The organism is Pseudoalteromonas sp. TAB23 (assembly GCF_000498075.1).
In the GTDB taxonomy this organism is placed as follows: domain Bacteria; phylum Pseudomonadota; class Gammaproteobacteria; order Enterobacterales; family Alteromonadaceae; genus Pseudoalteromonas; species Pseudoalteromonas arctica.
Map to the genome: position 1 here is coordinate 1 of NZ_AUTP01000117.1, position 15,482 is coordinate 15,482.

Genomic DNA, 15,482 nt, shown 5'->3' on the forward strand with positions numbered 1-15,482 from the left:
CGTTGGCCTTCAGCTAAAGTTTTAAAACCGTCGCCAGAGATTGCGCTAAAATGTGCGAACACGTCTGCGCCAGATTCTTGCTCGATAAAACCAAAACCTTTTGCTTCGTTAAACCATTTTACTGAACCAGTAGTTGTAGTAGACATAATATGTATCCTAAAAAATTAATATAAGTGTGCCTGAAAAGAGGCGATTGAGCTGGAAAAAATAGTTAACTTGAGGATATCGCGTAGGATTATTACTAAAACAACGGGGTACTAACAAATAAAACAAAACTTCTTTCAAACTAGTATTCAAAATGGGTTATTGCTAACCCATTTTAACGAAAGCAATTAGATGCTAACGATGTTTTCAGCTTGTGGACCTTTTTGACCTTGAGTAACAGTAAACTGTACACGTTGGCCTTCAGCTAGAGTTTTGAAACCGTCGCCAGAGATTGCGCTGAAATGTGCGAAAACATCAGGACCAGATTCTTGCTCGATGAAACCAAAACCTTTTGCTTCGTTGAAAAATTTAACTGTACCAGTTGTAGTATTAGACATAATAGTATCCTAAGAATTAATAAAAGTGCGCCTTAAATTAGGCAATTTAACAGGAAGAAAACATACATTTAACTGAGGATAACGCGAAGGATTATTACTAAAACAACGTGGTACTTACAAATAAATAGGGTTTTCTGTCAACCCGATGCCAAGCAGGATAACAGCAAATTGAGCTATATACCAAGCCCTATTGTAAATTTATTTTAGAGTAAGTGCTTTATTTGTTTGTTTGTTTTTTAACTAACTGGCTATGATTGAGGTGATCTTTTTTGCTTTTAAATTGAAAGTAAATTTATATTAATCAAATATTTATGTTTATTTTGGCATGTGCTTCTAGAGTAGGTAAAACACCAGCTTTAGGTGGTTAAAACATGACCTAACCACCTACTGAAATTTTTTGATATATACCTTAAATAACCTAATTCATTAGCTCCAAATTACAAATCCAAGTATTAATAATGCAATCCAAAGTGTTTCAGCCACAATTAAAATAATGGGTTTCATACCTACTTCGGTAAGCTTTCCTAAATTAGTTTTCATACCGTTTGTACACAATATTCTTACTCTAAGTTTAATAAATAGCACCCTACTGGAAGGATGGTTCTTAATTATTTCAATAGGAATTTATCTCGGAGATGCGTTATGTAATATGTAAGTCATTATGATGAATCATGCCGCGTTTACAGCAAAGCGGCTGATTAGTGGATGAAAAACCAGCAGAGAGCCATCAAGGTAAGGCTTGTTGTCTTTAAAAAATATTTAATGGTTACGCGCTAAGATTGCTAATTAGCAGTTTAAGTCCGTTTAACACGTTGCGCTTTTTTTGTGACTTATTTTTGTAATAGTTTAGTCATTTTACTTTCATCAAAATTACCTTTATCAGTCACATCTGTTTTCTATAGTGCAGCGGTTGATCTTTTTTGTGTTTACACATTTCAAAAAATAACCACTAAACAATGGGAATTACGGATGAAAATTAAAAAAGTCGCTGCGGCAATCGCGCTAACATTTGCGTTTAGCGCAGTTAGCCATGCTGATGTACTACCGCAAAGCCAAAAAGACAGCAGCTGGTATAGCGCTGCGCAAACTAAACTAACAACAAAAACAGCACAAGCGCAGGCTACACAAGCCACTAAAGCTAAAAACGTCATTTTATTTGTTGGCGATGGCATGGGTATTTCTACACTTACCGCCGCGCGTATTTTACAAGGGCAGCGCAATAATCAATCTGGCGAAGAAGGTTATTTAAGTTTTGAAGAGTTCCCGTACTCTGCACAAGTTAAAACGTATAACGTAGATGCTCAAACTCCCGACTCAGCAGGCACGATGACGGCTATTATTTCCGGTGTAAAAACCGATGTGGGCGTTATTGGTGTAGACGAAGATATTGAACGCGGTGTGTGTTCAACAGTGGCAGGTAACGAGCTTCTTACCGCGACTGAATTGGCTGAAATTAAAGGGCTATCTACCGGTATTATTTCTACAGCACGTATTACTCATGCAACCCCTGCTGCCACATATGCTAAATCGGCTGACCGTAACTGGGAAGACGTATCAGATATGCCAGAAGATGCAGTAACAGGTGGCTGTGAAGACATTGCATCGCAACTGGTTAACTTTGAAAAAAACCTAGAAGCACGATTTGTAGGTACCGACGTAGACGGTCTTGATTTTGTAATGGGTGGCGGCCGTCGTCACTTTTTACCAAAAGACGAAACGGCTAACTCAACAGATGCAGTAAGTGCTATAGAAGGCGACCGTACTGACGAGCGCAACTTAGTGACTGAGTGGCAAACACAGTATCCAGATGCTACGTACGTGATGGATCAAACAGGCTTTGATGCAATAGCAGACGACGCCACTAAAGTATTTGGTTTATTTAACGAATCGCACATGCAGTACGAAGCTGACCGCGCAAACGATGTAGCGGGCGAGCCTTCACTTACCGATATGACCACTAAAGCAATTGAAGTGCTTGGTAAAAACGATAACGGATTTTTCTTAACGGTTGAGTCGGGTCGAATTGACCACGCGCACCACGCGGGTAATGCATACAACGCGCTTAACGACACCATTGAGTTTGCTAAAGCCGTGCAAGCAGCGGTAGATAATACCAACCCAGAAGAAACCCTTATTTTAGTAACCGCCGATCACAGCCATGTATTTACTATTGCAGGCTACCCTAAGCGTGGTAATCCAATTTTAGGTCAAGTAGTAGCAGTAGGTGCAACTACTCCAAGCCTCGCCGCTGACGATATGCCGTACACCACAGTAGGTTACGCAAATGGTTTAGGTTTTAGAAATCTAGGCGACGAGACTGATGCTGATGCAAGTTATACAAGTGCAGCTGTAGCGGGGCGTGTTGAGCTAAATGGCGTAGATACAACAACCCCAGGTTTTCACCAAGAAGCAACTGTACCAATGGGTTCAGAAACACACGCAGGTGAAGATATTTCACTGCACGCTAAAGGTCCTGGTGCTCAGCTAGCACAGGGCGTAATTGAACAAAACGTTGTATTTCATTTAATTAATCAAGCTCTTGAACTAACTCAGCAATAATGGCGGCTAACATGAACAAATTAACGGTACTTTCTTTGGCAGTAATGGTCGCGCTAGCAGGTTGCTCGAGTGACGATAACAAAAATGAAAATAATATTATCGCAGTAGATAACGCTATTGCAGTGGGCTCTGAGCAGTGTATTAATGGCGGTGTAGAGACGCAAGTAGGCGCAGATACCAATAATAACGACGTGCTAGATAGCGACGAAGTTAACTCAACTAATTTAGTGTGTAATGCACCCGCAACGTCGCTAACAAGCGAACAGTTAGCCTCGCTCACTAGTAATACGTGGTTTAGTGAAGCACAAACAAAATTAGGTGCTGCACAAACAGCCAGTAGCAACATTGTTACAGAATCAGGCAAGGCTAAAAACGTAATTTTATTTGTGGGCGATGGTATGGGAATTTCTACCATAACCGCAGCACGTATTTTAGCGGGTCAGTTAGAGGGCGAAATGGGTGAAGATCACCAGTTAAGCTTTGAAACTATGCCTTTTTCGGGCTTTGTAAAAACATACAACGTAGATGCGCAAACGCCAGATTCGGCAGGCACTATGACCGCAATGGCATCGGGTGTTAAAACCGATGCGGGCGTTATTGGTATTGATGAAGCGGTTGAACGTGGTAATTGTGTATCAGGTAAAGGGCACGAACTTGTTACCTCGTTAGAGCTTGCTGAAATTGCAGGCAAAGCAACAGGGATTATTTCTACAGCGCGCATTACTCACGCAACACCCGCTGCAACGTATGCTAAATCGGCAGAGCGTAACTGGGAAGATATCTCCGATATGCCAGAAAGTGCTGCAACGTGTGAAGACATTGCATCGCAACTGGTTAACTTTGAAGCCAACCTAGAAGCACGCTTTAGTGGTGTTGATGTAGACGGTATTGACGTAGTAATGGGCGGCGGTCGTCGTCACTTTTTACCAAAAGATGCCGCGTTTAATTCAGCCGATGCAGTAAGTGCTGTTGAAGGGGATCGAACAGATAACCGCGACTTAACCGCAGAGTGGAAAACGCAATATCCAAATGGCACGTACGTAATGGATCAAACCGGTTTTGATGCAATAAGTGACGACGCCACTAAAGTGTTTGGCTTATTTAACGAATCCCACATGCAGTACGAAGCTGACCGCGCAAACGATGTAGCAGGCGAGCCTTCGCTTTCACAAATGACCGAAAAAGCAATAAACGTACTTGATAACAACGAGCAAGGTTTTTTCTTAACGGTTGAGTCGGGTCGAATTGACCACGCGCATCATGCGGGTAATGCTTATAACGCGTTAAACGACACTATTGAGCTTGCCAAAGCCGTTAAAGTGGCGATGGAAAACACCAACCCAGAAGAAACATTAATAGTTGTAACTGCCGATCACAGCCATGTATTTACCATTGCTGGTTACCCTAAACGCGGTAACCCAATTTTAGGTAAAGTGGTTGCAGTAGGCGCTACTGAGCCAAGCTTAGCTGCCGACGATATGCCTTATACAACGGTTGGTTACACCAATGGTGGTGGCTTTAGAAACCTAGGTAGCGAGACCGATGCCGATGCAGGTTACGCCTTTGCACCAGTAACAGGGCGTGTTGATTTAACAGATGTTGATACAACAACACCTGGTTTTCATCAAGAAGCATTGGTACCAATGGGCTCAGAAACACATGCCGGTGAAGACGTAGGCGTTTATGCAATGGGACCAGGTGCACACTTGGTAACAGGCACAAACGAGCAAAGCTTTTTGTTCCATGTAATGGACTTTGCCGCTGACTTTGTAAAAACAGCAGACGAAAAACTAGCGCAATAAATACCGGCTAGTTATAAATTTAGTTAAATATATCTAAATAAAAAACCCCGCCTACTTTGCGGGGTTTTTGTCATTAAACTGACATTTTTAATCGTTATGTTATTGCCATAAACTTGAAATATAAATAAGAGATAGCTAAATGAAAAAAGCGTTATTAATAATTGCCACGCTTGTAAGTACAAGTAGCTTTGCCTCGCAATGTGACATTGATGCCAAGCATTTAAAAGCGGATTATAAAATTACCAACAGCCATAAAGCGCAGCAAGGTAGCGAGTCACTTACCCTTTGGCGAAACAATCAGCAAGTAGCGCATCAAAGTGAAGTAATAACCGAGCTTTGGCAGCACTTAGCCAATAATCAAATACGACCAATACGTTACTTTAATGCCCAGCAACGCGGCATAGAATACCAACCATCTGAAGTACGCGGCGTACAAAATTGGAGTGCTAAAAGCCAGCTGGTGGATAATCACCTAATCGAAAAAATGACCCTAGTAAGCACACAAGGCAAAGGCTGCGATGAAGTAAAAAACTATACACTGAGCGAAAATGGCAACGACTTTAACCTTGCCTTTATTACGCATTCAAAATTAGTTAAAACATTTAGTATTAGTAATAAAAAAAGCCAAACTACTACCTTACTTAGCCTTAATAATGTAAACACTAATGAGCCATTAATTACCGCTCAATTTGCACAGTGGGATCGCTTTCAAACCACCGATTACGCCGACATTGGCGATAACGAAGGCGACCCGTTTTTAGCTAAAATGATAAACCTTGGTTTTATTGAGCACAGTGCAACAGGTTTTTACAACCAGCAAGGCGAGGCTATTCAAGGCGGACATCACCACTAGGTTTTTAAATGTTGTAGTTCATAGCTAAAAAATGACAGGCGGCTATGAGCTACAAGCCAATATTCAAAAATAGATTAATTTAAGCCATTCCCACCCAGGTAATACAACAAACACTTTCCTATTTTTATAAAACGCACACCATCAGACGCATAATATTTATAGTTGGCAATAATTTACACTATTTGATATTAATAGATGTCCACGCAATAGGGACGTTTGCAAAAATGTCTATTAACAAAGCTGTTATATGGGGACTTTAATGCGAGTACTTCTAGTTATATGTTTTTTATGGACTAACTTATTATTTGCCTGCGGCAATGATGAACTAGGTCAATCAGCCTCTTTTGCAAAAATAAATGAAGACTATAGCGTAGGTAACTTTGCTGGTTATGATGTCTACGTACCTGAGATATTTAAAGGCTATTATTTAACGTCATTTACAGTAGTGATAAAAGGTACTTTATTAGCAGACTTGGATTTTACTGAAGCTAATAGTTATGAAGGTTATTACAAGGTATTTTTTCAAGTTAATCCTGAGAAATTAGATTTATTAAATATAGTACTTGGTTATTCAACAACAAAAGACAAAAAAGGAATTGTAATGTGTGGTGAAAGAATACAGTTAAATTTAAAAGAGTTGCTCAGAGTAAATCAACCAGAAATGATCGTCGCGCCCCCACACCACTAAAACAGATCGAATTATTAAATTATTTTTAAACGACGATCAAAGCGCTTGAAATAGTTTGTTCGAGTTTTGCTTGGTCTTATATTTATGTAGCTTAAGTAGTGCGCTATGTTTAAACAAAGTTAGGATTCATTTTTTATGATCAAATCTATCACTGTTACTAAAAAAAATTACACCGACTATGCTGATTTTGCAATAAAAAGGCTGTGTGCGCCTAAAGATAATAAAGGTTTAGGGTTTATAAAAAATGTGATTGTTTGGTTTGTAACAACTGTTGTTTTTATGACTATCTTTCAGGTCGAGTCTATTCGCCTTTCTGACTTTCATTGGCCAAGTGGGTTAATTGTAGCAGTGCCATTTTTAATATTTATTATTGTATTTTTATACAATATTAATAAGTTAAAAAAGCAATCTATTCCTAATGAAAATGGCGTAATGATTGGCGATAAAACAATTGAATTTCAGGCTGATGGCATTTGCGAGACTAATCATCTAGGACGTTACTTTTATAAATGGCAAGCCGTTGAGGCAACTGAAGAAAATAAAGGCGATTTATATATATTTATAGACAAGCTATTGGCTTTAATAATCCCAGCTAGCACATTTACAAACGAAGCCGAAAAAGAAGAACTAAAAGCTTTAATTAAAGCCCATATTTAGTAATGCGTCATTTTATAAATATTTACACCGTCTTAGTGTTTATTTTAATGCTGATACCTATTTCATCAATGGGAAGTGAAAAACAAGCTAACACTACCGATGAACAATGGGGTAAGTATCTAGAGCATAGAGCTGCTTGGAATAAAATGCTTAAAGAGCGCTATGAAAATGAGTTAAAGCATACTCCGCCAAAACCGCCTTGGATTAAGTTTCCAAATTATCATCCGAGCGATATATTTTGGAGAATGGGTGACGGCGAAAGCTACATAAGTGACTATTTCTCTATCTATTTTCAGTACGCTTCTAAGGCTGAAATAAATGCTTATAAGATTAAATATCCTGAACACGCAGACTGGCGTGGAACATATCAGCGCTTTGAACACTAGCTATAAAGTACAGCCATGCTTTTAGGTATCTTATTTGATTGTGGCACTTACTCACAGTGCTATTAACTCACGCTAATAGCACATATCAGTTTTTAGACGCTACTCAAGATGAGCATCATCAGGCTTTTTAGGTTTACTCGCTACTTCTGTTAAGCCGTCTTCGCAATCACCGCTGTCGCAGGTATTTAAATCGCTTTGTGCTTGTTTATCTTGTTGCAGCACTTGCTTTAAATCTTCCATGCGTTGGCGAACTGCTACGCCGTAGCTGGCGTCGTCTCCCCATAATGCAGCCAGTTGCAGTACTGCAGCGCGGTCGTGGTCTCTAAATAGCTTACCAGCACGTTCTGCATCTTGCTTAGTGTTACCTAATAGCTCCAGAGCTTCTACGGCAAGGTTAATAGCTGAGTCGACGGTTTCGCGGTTAAACGCATCTACTTTTAAATTAAGTAACTGATACGCATGGCGGCGGTCGATTGCGCGAGCAACTATTTTAAGTTGCGGGTAGTTTTTATGCGCGAGCTTAATTATCTCAATAGTTTTATCGGGGTTATCAATTGCGATTACTAGCATTTGCGCGGTGTGCGCGCCTGCGGCTTCAAGGAGCTCTTGGCGTGCGGCATCGCCATAAAATACGGTGTTACCAAAACGGCGTAGTAATTCTATTTGGCTAGGGCTGTGATCAAGTACGGTAATTTCGTAGCCTTGCGCGTGCAGTAAACGTCCCATAATTTGACCAAAACGTCCGTAGCCCGCAATAATTACGTGTTTAGCGGTGCTAATTTGCTCTGGCTTATCAAACTCAGGCAGAGCACTGCTACTGCGTTTTTGTATTTGTTCATAAACCATAAGTAATAACGGCGCTATTAGCATTGATACCGCCACAACTAAGGTAACAAGGCTGGTTTGCTCGGGCGTTAAAATACTTAAGGTGGTGGTTACGCTTAAAAGTACAAAGGCAAACTCACCCCCTTGGGCAAGCGCTAAGGCAAATAATAACTGCTGTTTACTGTTAATTTTAAAGGTAACGGCAAGGGCAAATAAAATGCAGGCTTTAACTACAATAAGTAAAACCACTAAGCCTATAACGGTACTAAACTCGTTAAATAGCAGTTCAAAGTTAATTGATGCGCCAACAGTTATAAAAAACAATCCTAAAAGTAAGCCTTTAAAGGGTTCAATATCGGCTTCTAATTCGTGTCTAAATTCGCTCTCGGCAAGTACAACGCCTGCTAAAAAAGTCCCCAGCGCAGGCGATAAACCAATACTTTGCATAACCAGTGCAATAGCGACCACTAAAAACAGTGCAAAAATAGTAAATATTTCACGCATGTGTGTTTGGGCAATGTATCTAAATAACGGCGCCGATACATATTTACCGCCGGCAATAATAGCGGCAATAACCGCGACCGATACACATACTTGTTGCCATACAGGCCAGCTTGCAATAATCGAATCGCTGATTTCTTTTGAGCTAGTTTGCGGGGCAAATGCAAGCAGTGGCAATAGGGCTAAAATAGGAATAATTGCGATGTCTTGAAACAGCAATACCGAAAACGCGTTTTGTCCGGCTTCTTGCTTTAGCCAGCCTTTTTCTTCAAGGCTTTGCAGTACAATAGCCGTAGAGGAGAGCGCGAGCATTAAACCAATGGCGAGTGCGGTTTGCCAATGCATGGCAAAAAACCAATAACAAAATGCAAATATAGCTGCNCTGCCGATAGCACAACCTGTAAGCCGCCAAGCCCTAAAATAGAGTGGCGTAATGTCCATAAACGCGAAGGTTGTAGTTCAAGGCCCACTAAAAACAGCATCATTACTACGCCAAATTCAGCGAAGTGCATTACATCGGTTTGATCGCCTACAACACCCAGCGCATAAGGGCCAATGAGTATTCCGGCAATTAAATAACCTAACACAGAGCCAAGTCCGACTCGTTTTGCAATAGGGACAGCTACAATGGCTGCTGCTAAGTAAATTAAAGCAATTTCTAACACGCGTTTATCCTAATAACATCAAGGCTTTTAGAATGGCTTAGCTGCTTATAAAATACAATGGATTATATGGCTCAAAGTTGCTTATTTATCAGTAGCTATAACACTAATGGTTATAACTACTGGGCTAAAAATAGCACTTTATGTTGAAGGGCTTGTTGGGGACTAAATATTACAAATACTTATAATTGCTGAGCTTGGTTGGCCTGAATCAGAATGGTAAATAGTAATGTTTGAGCTGATTGTATTTTCAACGTTTGTTTCAATTGCTGTTACTTCAAATTCGGCTGATGCAGGTAGGTCGATATCTAATTCGCTATCGAGGTAAGTACTTCCGCTTTTTTGCAAAGTAAGTGGTTTTGTTTGATCAAAGCTAAATTGAAAGCTATCTGACGCTAAAAGTGTATCTACCATGTTAAAGCGTAGGTTAACGGTGTCGGGGCCTGAAAACTCAGCACACACAAATACCGAAATCTCAACAGCTTGTAAAACGGGCATGCTATTTTGGCCTATATCCACAGTAAAGTTGCTTTGCGTAATTGCTACAGAGTTATATTCCCCAACTGCAATCCTTTGATCTGCTGTTTTTATCGTTATTTTTTCACCTTGCGCTAAATTAACCTCTTCATCAAAAAAGCCATTTGTGTTGGTGCTGTACTGTTGTCCATTAATTGTTAGCTGTGCATTGCTTATAGCCGCTTTTTGCACATTAGTGAGTTGTCCTTTAATGCGACCGGTAAGTTGTGCAGAGTTAGTTACTGTAATTGAAAATTGCACACTTTTTGAAAAGCCATCAGCATCAGTTGCGACAACGGTTAGCGTGTAACTACCTGTCATATCGGCGATAAATTCGGTAATACTTTGGTTTGTATTGCTTAAACCGGTGCTCGAGCCTGAAGGGGCTGATAGCGTCCAAGCGTAATCGAGAGAGGTTCCTTCTGGGTCGTAACTTTGGCTTACATCAAATTTAACTGCATTGCCCACTACATCGTAGCGTGATTGCTCCCCCGTGAAGCTAATTACTGGCAATGCGTTTTGTATTACATCAATTGTTAGGGTTTTTGTGTCAGAGAACTGCACGCCATCGTTAGTGCGTAACGAAATAACCACTTGTCCCTCTACTGATGCGCTAAACGTTGGTTTTGATATTGTATTACTGCTAAGCGTTGCTTGGCCTTGCGACGAAATGATTTCCCATTGGTAGCTTAGTGGCTGGCCCTCTGGATCGTAACTAGTTGAGGCATCAAGTAAAACTTGTTCATCAACCGTTATGGAGGTTGCATAAGTTACCAAAGTAATAGGCTTTTTATTGCTACTGGCGTGCAGTACTGAGGTTGCTTGGTTTGAGCTTAATTGCCCATCAGACACTGTAAGCACTACAACGTAGTCGCCTTCTTTATCGGCAACAATAGAGGGCGTTGCTGATGTACTGTTAGTCAGTTGCGATGCACTATTTACAGGCTTGGCTTGTAACTGCCAGTTATAGCTCAGCGCATCTCCGTCTGGGTCGCTGCATTGTTGGCACTGCAAAGTGGTTGATTCGTTTAACGTAATATCACGTTCGGATTCAAGTGTTGCAACTGGGGCTTTATTACTTGTGGTAACAGTTAAAGTAACGGATGCGGTATCACTTTCGTTTTGTTGATCGGTAACAGTGAGTGAAAGCGAGTAATCTCCAGCTGTTGACGCTGAAAACCCAGCTGTATGATTTTGCATGCTTGAAAGAGCTGGTGTGCTGCCCTGGGGTTTTGCTGTAATTGCCCACGCATAACTAAGTGTATCGTTTTTATCGGGATCAGTACTTTGGTTACCGTAAAGTGTAACAACTTCATTTGGAGCAATTGTTTGATTTTCTACGTTTATAACCGCTTGTGGCGATGAGTTAGAGTTAAGCGATTCACTTTTTATGAGTACGACAGTGCTTGCTGTATCACCTTGTGAATCAGTAACGGTAAGCTCAACTTTAAACTCGCCTATTTCGTCTGCAACAAACTGGCTTTTAACTTGAGTCGCATTTTCAAGCGTTGCATTACTTGCTACAGGCTTAGTAATAAATTGCCATTTGTATTGATTAATGGCGCCGCTGGTTGTGCTACTTTGCGCGCCATTTAAAAGCACAACATCACCTTGCTTAACGGTTTGTGTGCTACCTGCGTTAGCAATTAGTTGGGTATTTGCAGTAACGGTGAATTGTTTTTGTGCAGGTGTGCTTGAAAGCTTGCCGTCACTCACGGTTAATACTAATTGGTACTCTTGTGCTTCAGATACTGAAAACTCAACGGTACTTTCATTATTAACCGTAATCGGTATTTCTACTTGCGCATTTTTGCTGGTTAATTGCCATTGATAAGTGAGCGAGTCGCCATCGGGATCGTTACTTTTTGCTGCGCTAAAAACGAGGGTGGTATTTACTTTAAACTCCGATTGCTCGGTGGTAATAACCGCAACAGGCTTTGTGTTAGTGCTGAGCGGTTTAGTTACTGTTTTGGAGTCTGAACCTCCAGAGCCACAAGCTACGAGGGTGAATAAAGCAGTAATTAAAATTAATAACTTCCATTTCATAATATTAATATCCTTTTAATAAGTTGAATATTAATATGTACCCAAATTAGCTATAAAGCAAAAAAATAAATCAAATAAATACTTTTTCATTATTTTAGGAAAGAGTTAACGCGAAACAGTACTGCTTTTAAATAACTTATACTTTGAGGGGAGTGCTTTATGCCCAGATTGATAGGGCATAAAGTATATTAAATGGTAGTTAAATAACCTGAGCTCTGACTAGAGAAAAATAAATTTAAATATCATCATAATTCAAAGTGTCAGTAAATCTCTTAACCAGAGTTCAGGTTAAATAAAATTAGTCAGCTACTTTTACTGAACCGCTAATATTATCGATACTTACATCGCCCGAGCCCGACTCTGTAATAGTCAGCCCCTTTGCATGATTAATGCGAATATCACCCGAACCATCTTCAATTGTTACGTTTGAGCCAATATGCTCAATGATCATGTCGCCAGAGTTATCATCAACATTAACAGCACCGCTTATATTATTGATTGTTATATCACCCGATCCATCTTCAACGTTTAGCGAACCGCTTATGTTGCTCACGTGCATTTCGCCAGAACCATCGTCAATAGTTGCATTGCCGGTTACGTTGTTTATATGAATACTGCCAGAGCCGTCGGTTAGTTCTAAATTACCTGCGATGTTTTCAAGGTTTACTTCACCTGAGCCATCGTCAACAGTTAGGTTTTTAGCACCGCTTATTGTTAAATCTCCTGAGCCGTCTTTTACATCAATATTGCTTTGCATAGCATTTATTAAAATGTCGCCAGAGCCATCATCAATATCTAAATTTAGATTACTTGGCACAGTAACCACTAAATTAATACTTGGAGATTGACCACTGTAAAAGCTAATACCATTACGGCTTTTATTTTGGGCAACAAGCTTTGCCTGTTTACCGTCTTGCTCGAGCGTTAGCTCGTATTCGTCTTCAATGTCGGCTGTGTAAATAGTGGCATCAACACTAATGCTGGTGGCCGTTTTTGAGCCTTTTATTTCAAGGCTACCTGCGCCGCTTAACACATTTAAATATTCTAAATTATTACTTGGCAGTGATAGCTGTTTAGTTTGTTTTACCGACGCAACGCTTGGCGATATATGAAATACACAGCCACTTAATAATAAAATGCCGCCAATAAGTGAAAGTGGTTTTGCAATGCTTAATTGTGTTGATGAGCTCATGTTTAGTCCTTTGGTATTTATTGTTTGTATTTATATAAACAATATAGAGCAAAAATGAGGCCGAAATGTAAGTTATTGTTTTATATAGGGTGGTGGTTTTTTATGAAAGTTGAAATACTAATAAGTGGTTAAAATAACTAACTATTAATAAAAAAGGATGCGCGATGCATCCTTTGTTTAATTTAGAAACTTTAACTGTGGTATTAATGTGCTCTGAAGTAGCTTATTTGTTGCTTAATTTTTTCAGCTAATGTCATTAGTTCACTTGCCGAATTTACAGTGCTTTGCGTGCGAGACTCACCCTCTTTAGCGAGCTGGCTTATAGAGTGTAGGTTTTGAGTGATTTCTGCAGCAACGGTGCTTTGTTGATCTGTTGCCTCAGCTATATTATTTGATGAGCGAGTTAGATCACCAATACTTTGAGTGATTAAGTTAAGTTGCTCTCCTGTTTTTTCGCCCTCTTCAGCTGATTTAATACCCAACTGACGGCTTTGTTCCATTTGTTTAGTTGCGGCGGTAACTTGTATTTGTAGCTGTTCAATTGTTTGGCTAATTTCTAAAATTGATTTTTGAGTGCGCTGCGCTAATGTTCTAACTTCATCGGCTACAACTGCAAACCCTCTACCTTGTTCGCCAGCTCTTGCCGCTTCTATTGCTGCATTAAGTGCTAGTAAGTTTGTTTGCTCAGCAATCCCATTAATTACTTCGGTTACTTTACTTATTTCGTTACTCGCGGTGTTTACTTTTTCTACAGAGTTATGGCTATCATTTAACTGTTGGCTTAGTTGCATTAAGTCATTAACAACTTGGGTTAATTGTGTTCGACCTAATTGAGCTTCTGCATCAACTTGTTGGGTTCGTTGAGCGCCTTCATTTGCGTTATTGGCTACATCTTTAATGGATACTGACATTTCTTCGATGGCGGTGGCTATTAGATCTGTTTGCCCCATCATTGCATGTGCTTCTTTGCCGTTAGTGAGTGCAATTTTTTTGGAGATGCCCGCTTGCTTTTCCAGCTCAACTACAGAGTTTTGTAAGGCGAGTATTAGCTTTTTGAGTTCAACCGACATGCTGCTTACACTCGCGGTAATTTGGTCTATTTCATTTTCACTATTTGTGTTGGTATTTACAAAATGTTGTGACAAATCACCTTTGCCTAATGCATCAACGCTACGTGTTAACTGTCTTAATGGTTTAAGTGTTTTTACTAGCACCCAAAAAAGTAAAATTGAGATAGCAAGGATCCCCCCAACAGACGTTATGCTGTTAACTACCATTAGTTTTATGCTTTCTTCAGTGAGTTCGCTTTCTTTTACACGACCAAGTAAGGTCCAATCCCACCCAGGTACCGTTTTACTGTAAGCAAACATCGGGGTGTTATTTTCACTATTGTATTTTAATGACAGACCTTTTTTAATTGCCTCTAGATTAAGCCCATCAAGTGCTTTGGAGTTCACTTTTGAGTCAACTGCGGCCTCTTTACCTGCTATAACTACATCATTTGTATTTCTGAAAACAAATAAGTTACCGCTTTCTTCAATTACTATTTTATTAACAGACTCTCTCAGCGATGCCAGTGCATCGTTTATATTAAAACCTATGTATAAAATACCAATTACTTGGTTTTGTTTATTTTTAATTGGTTGGTAAACAGTCATATACTCGTTGCCGAATAATTTAGCGTAACCTTCATAGCTTTGACCGTTCATAAGAGGCTGATAGCCTGGGTGTTTTTTTCCTAGGTATGTGCCAATAGCGCGTTGCCCATCACTCTTTTTTAAAGAGGTAGTAATACGAAAAAAATCATCCCCATCTCGCATAAATACCGTGGCGTTACCTCCGGTTAATTTAGCGTAATTTTCAACAATATCGATATTGTTATTAACCTGTTCACCATCATGTAAAAGAATAGGAACCATAGTATCTACGACCATTACTTTTTGATCGCTTTTTTTAAATTCACCAGGGTACATACCTTTAAATACGGTCGCATTGCGTTTTGCTATTGCAAGTAGGCTGTCGTATTGGAGTTCTAAAAGATCTGAAATAGCGGTTATTTCAGACTTAATCGCAGTTTCACTTTTTTCAGAAAGTGTATTAGCCGAGATTAAATAGGTAGATAGCCCCACTAAACTAAAAATACATAACGTTAAAGTGAATGCTAGGGCACCAATTTGTTTTGATATTGACCAGTTTTTATAGCTCATACTTCACTCCAAAGAAAGACGGTATTTATGCGTACTTAGTTTAATT

Annotated in this window: 11 protein-coding genes and 2 pseudogenes; 6 read left to right on the forward strand and 7 right to left on the reverse strand. The window is 39.8% G+C overall.

Translation table 11 applies throughout. From position 1 onward, the window contains the following. From L654_RS0103210 to L654_RS1000000128095, 3 genes and pseudogenes are all read right to left on the reverse strand, one after another. A partial coding sequence (locus L654_RS0103210) for a cold shock domain-containing protein (protein WP_021031994.1) occupies positions 1–146 on the reverse strand: 146 nt, incomplete at its 3' end. A 186-nt stretch (positions 147–332) separates the two neighbouring features. Beyond that, on the reverse strand, positions 333–542 hold the full coding sequence (locus L654_RS0103215) for a cold-shock protein (RefSeq protein WP_006792548.1): 210 nt from the start codon (positions 540–542) through the stop codon (positions 333–335). Between the two features lie 426 nt (positions 543–968). After that, a pseudogene (locus L654_RS1000000128095) lies at positions 969–1,085 on the reverse strand (putative sulfate exporter family transporter); the annotation flags it as partial. A 426-nt stretch (positions 1,086–1,511) separates the two neighbouring features. On the opposite strand from L654_RS1000000128095, the gene L654_RS0103225 reads away from it, so the two are divergent. The 6 genes from L654_RS0103225 (at position 1,512) to L654_RS0103250 (ending at position 7,487) form a co-directional block, all read left to right on the forward strand. Continuing rightward, positions 1,512–3,101: an alkaline phosphatase gene (locus L654_RS0103225; RefSeq protein ID WP_024607249.1), complete on the forward strand. Its 1,590-nt coding sequence runs from the start codon at positions 1,512–1,514 to the stop codon at positions 3,099–3,101. A gap of 11 nt (positions 3,102–3,112) precedes the next feature. Next, positions 3,113–4,903, forward strand: coding sequence for an alkaline phosphatase (locus tag L654_RS0103230; RefSeq protein WP_024607250.1), 1,791 nt, complete (start codon positions 3,113–3,115; stop codon positions 4,901–4,903). Positions 4,904–5,042: 139 nt separating this feature from the next. Beyond that, on the forward strand, positions 5,043–5,756 hold the full coding sequence (locus L654_RS0103235; RefSeq protein WP_024607251.1) for a hypothetical protein: 714 nt from the start codon (positions 5,043–5,045) through the stop codon (positions 5,754–5,756). Between the two features lie 259 nt (positions 5,757–6,015). Then, positions 6,016–6,444: a hypothetical protein gene (locus tag L654_RS0103240; RefSeq protein WP_024607252.1), complete on the forward strand. Its 429-nt coding sequence runs from the start codon at positions 6,016–6,018 to the stop codon at positions 6,442–6,444. 135 nt (positions 6,445–6,579) lie between these two features. Continuing rightward, entirely contained in the window at positions 6,580–7,101 is a 522-nt protein-coding gene (locus tag L654_RS0103245) for a YcxB family protein (protein WP_024607253.1), read from the forward strand. Between the two features lie 2 nt (positions 7,102–7,103). Beyond that, a complete protein-coding gene (locus L654_RS0103250) occupies positions 7,104–7,487 on the forward strand; it encodes a hypothetical protein (protein WP_024607254.1) in 384 nt (127 codons plus the stop codon). A gap of 99 nt (positions 7,488–7,586) precedes the next feature. Here the strand turns inward: L654_RS0103250 and L654_RS01000000125395 are convergent. From L654_RS01000000125395 to L654_RS0103270, 4 genes and pseudogenes are all read right to left on the reverse strand, one after another. Beyond that, a pseudogene (locus tag L654_RS01000000125395) lies at positions 7,587–9,478 on the reverse strand (monovalent cation:proton antiporter-2 (CPA2) family protein). Between the two features lie 162 nt (positions 9,479–9,640). Further along, on the reverse strand, positions 9,641–12,037 hold the full coding sequence (locus tag L654_RS0103260; RefSeq protein WP_024607255.1) for a PKD domain-containing protein: 2,397 nt from the start codon (positions 12,035–12,037) through the stop codon (positions 9,641–9,643). A 298-nt stretch (positions 12,038–12,335) separates the two neighbouring features. Then, positions 12,336–13,229 (reverse strand): DUF4097 family beta strand repeat-containing protein, encoded by an 894-nt coding sequence (locus tag L654_RS0103265; protein WP_024607256.1) that lies wholly within the window; start codon positions 13,227–13,229, stop codon positions 12,336–12,338. Between the two features lie 203 nt (positions 13,230–13,432). Next, the gene (locus L654_RS0103270) at positions 13,433–15,436 is read right to left on the reverse strand and encodes a methyl-accepting chemotaxis protein (RefSeq protein WP_024607257.1); all 2,004 of its coding nucleotides are present in this window, start codon (positions 15,434–15,436) and stop codon (positions 13,433–13,435) included. Positions 15,437–15,482: the final 46 nt, after the last annotated feature.

Excerpts from the sequence above, each read along its gene's own strand:
- L654_RS0103260 (WP_024607255.1), bottom strand. The coding sequence starts at position 12,037 with ATGAAATGGAAGTTATTAATTTTAATTACTGCTTTATTCACCCTCGTA.
- L654_RS0103225 (WP_024607249.1), top strand. The coding sequence starts at position 1,512 with ATGAAAATTAAAAAAGTCGCTGCGGCAATCGCGCTAACATTTGCGTTT.
- L654_RS0103250 (WP_024607254.1), top strand. The coding sequence starts at position 7,104 with ATGCGTCATTTTATAAATATTTACACCGTCTTAGTGTTTATTTTAATG.
- L654_RS0103265 (WP_024607256.1), bottom strand. The coding sequence starts at position 13,229 with ATGAGCTCATCAACACAATTAAGCATTGCAAAACCACTTTCACTTATT.
- L654_RS0103215 (WP_006792548.1), bottom strand. The coding sequence starts at position 542 with ATGTCTAATACTACAACTGGTACAGTTAAATTTTTCAACGAAGCAAAA.
- L654_RS0103245 (WP_024607253.1), top strand. The coding sequence starts at position 6,580 with ATGATCAAATCTATCACTGTTACTAAAAAAAATTACACCGACTATGCT.
- L654_RS0103230 (WP_024607250.1), top strand. The coding sequence starts at position 3,113 with ATGAACAAATTAACGGTACTTTCTTTGGCAGTAATGGTCGCGCTAGCA.
- L654_RS0103270 (WP_024607257.1), bottom strand. The coding sequence starts at position 15,436 with ATGAGCTATAAAAACTGGTCAATATCAAAACAAATTGGTGCCCTAGCA.
- L654_RS0103240 (WP_024607252.1), top strand. The coding sequence starts at position 6,016 with ATGCGAGTACTTCTAGTTATATGTTTTTTATGGACTAACTTATTATTT.
- L654_RS0103235 (WP_024607251.1), top strand. The coding sequence starts at position 5,043 with ATGAAAAAAGCGTTATTAATAATTGCCACGCTTGTAAGTACAAGTAGC.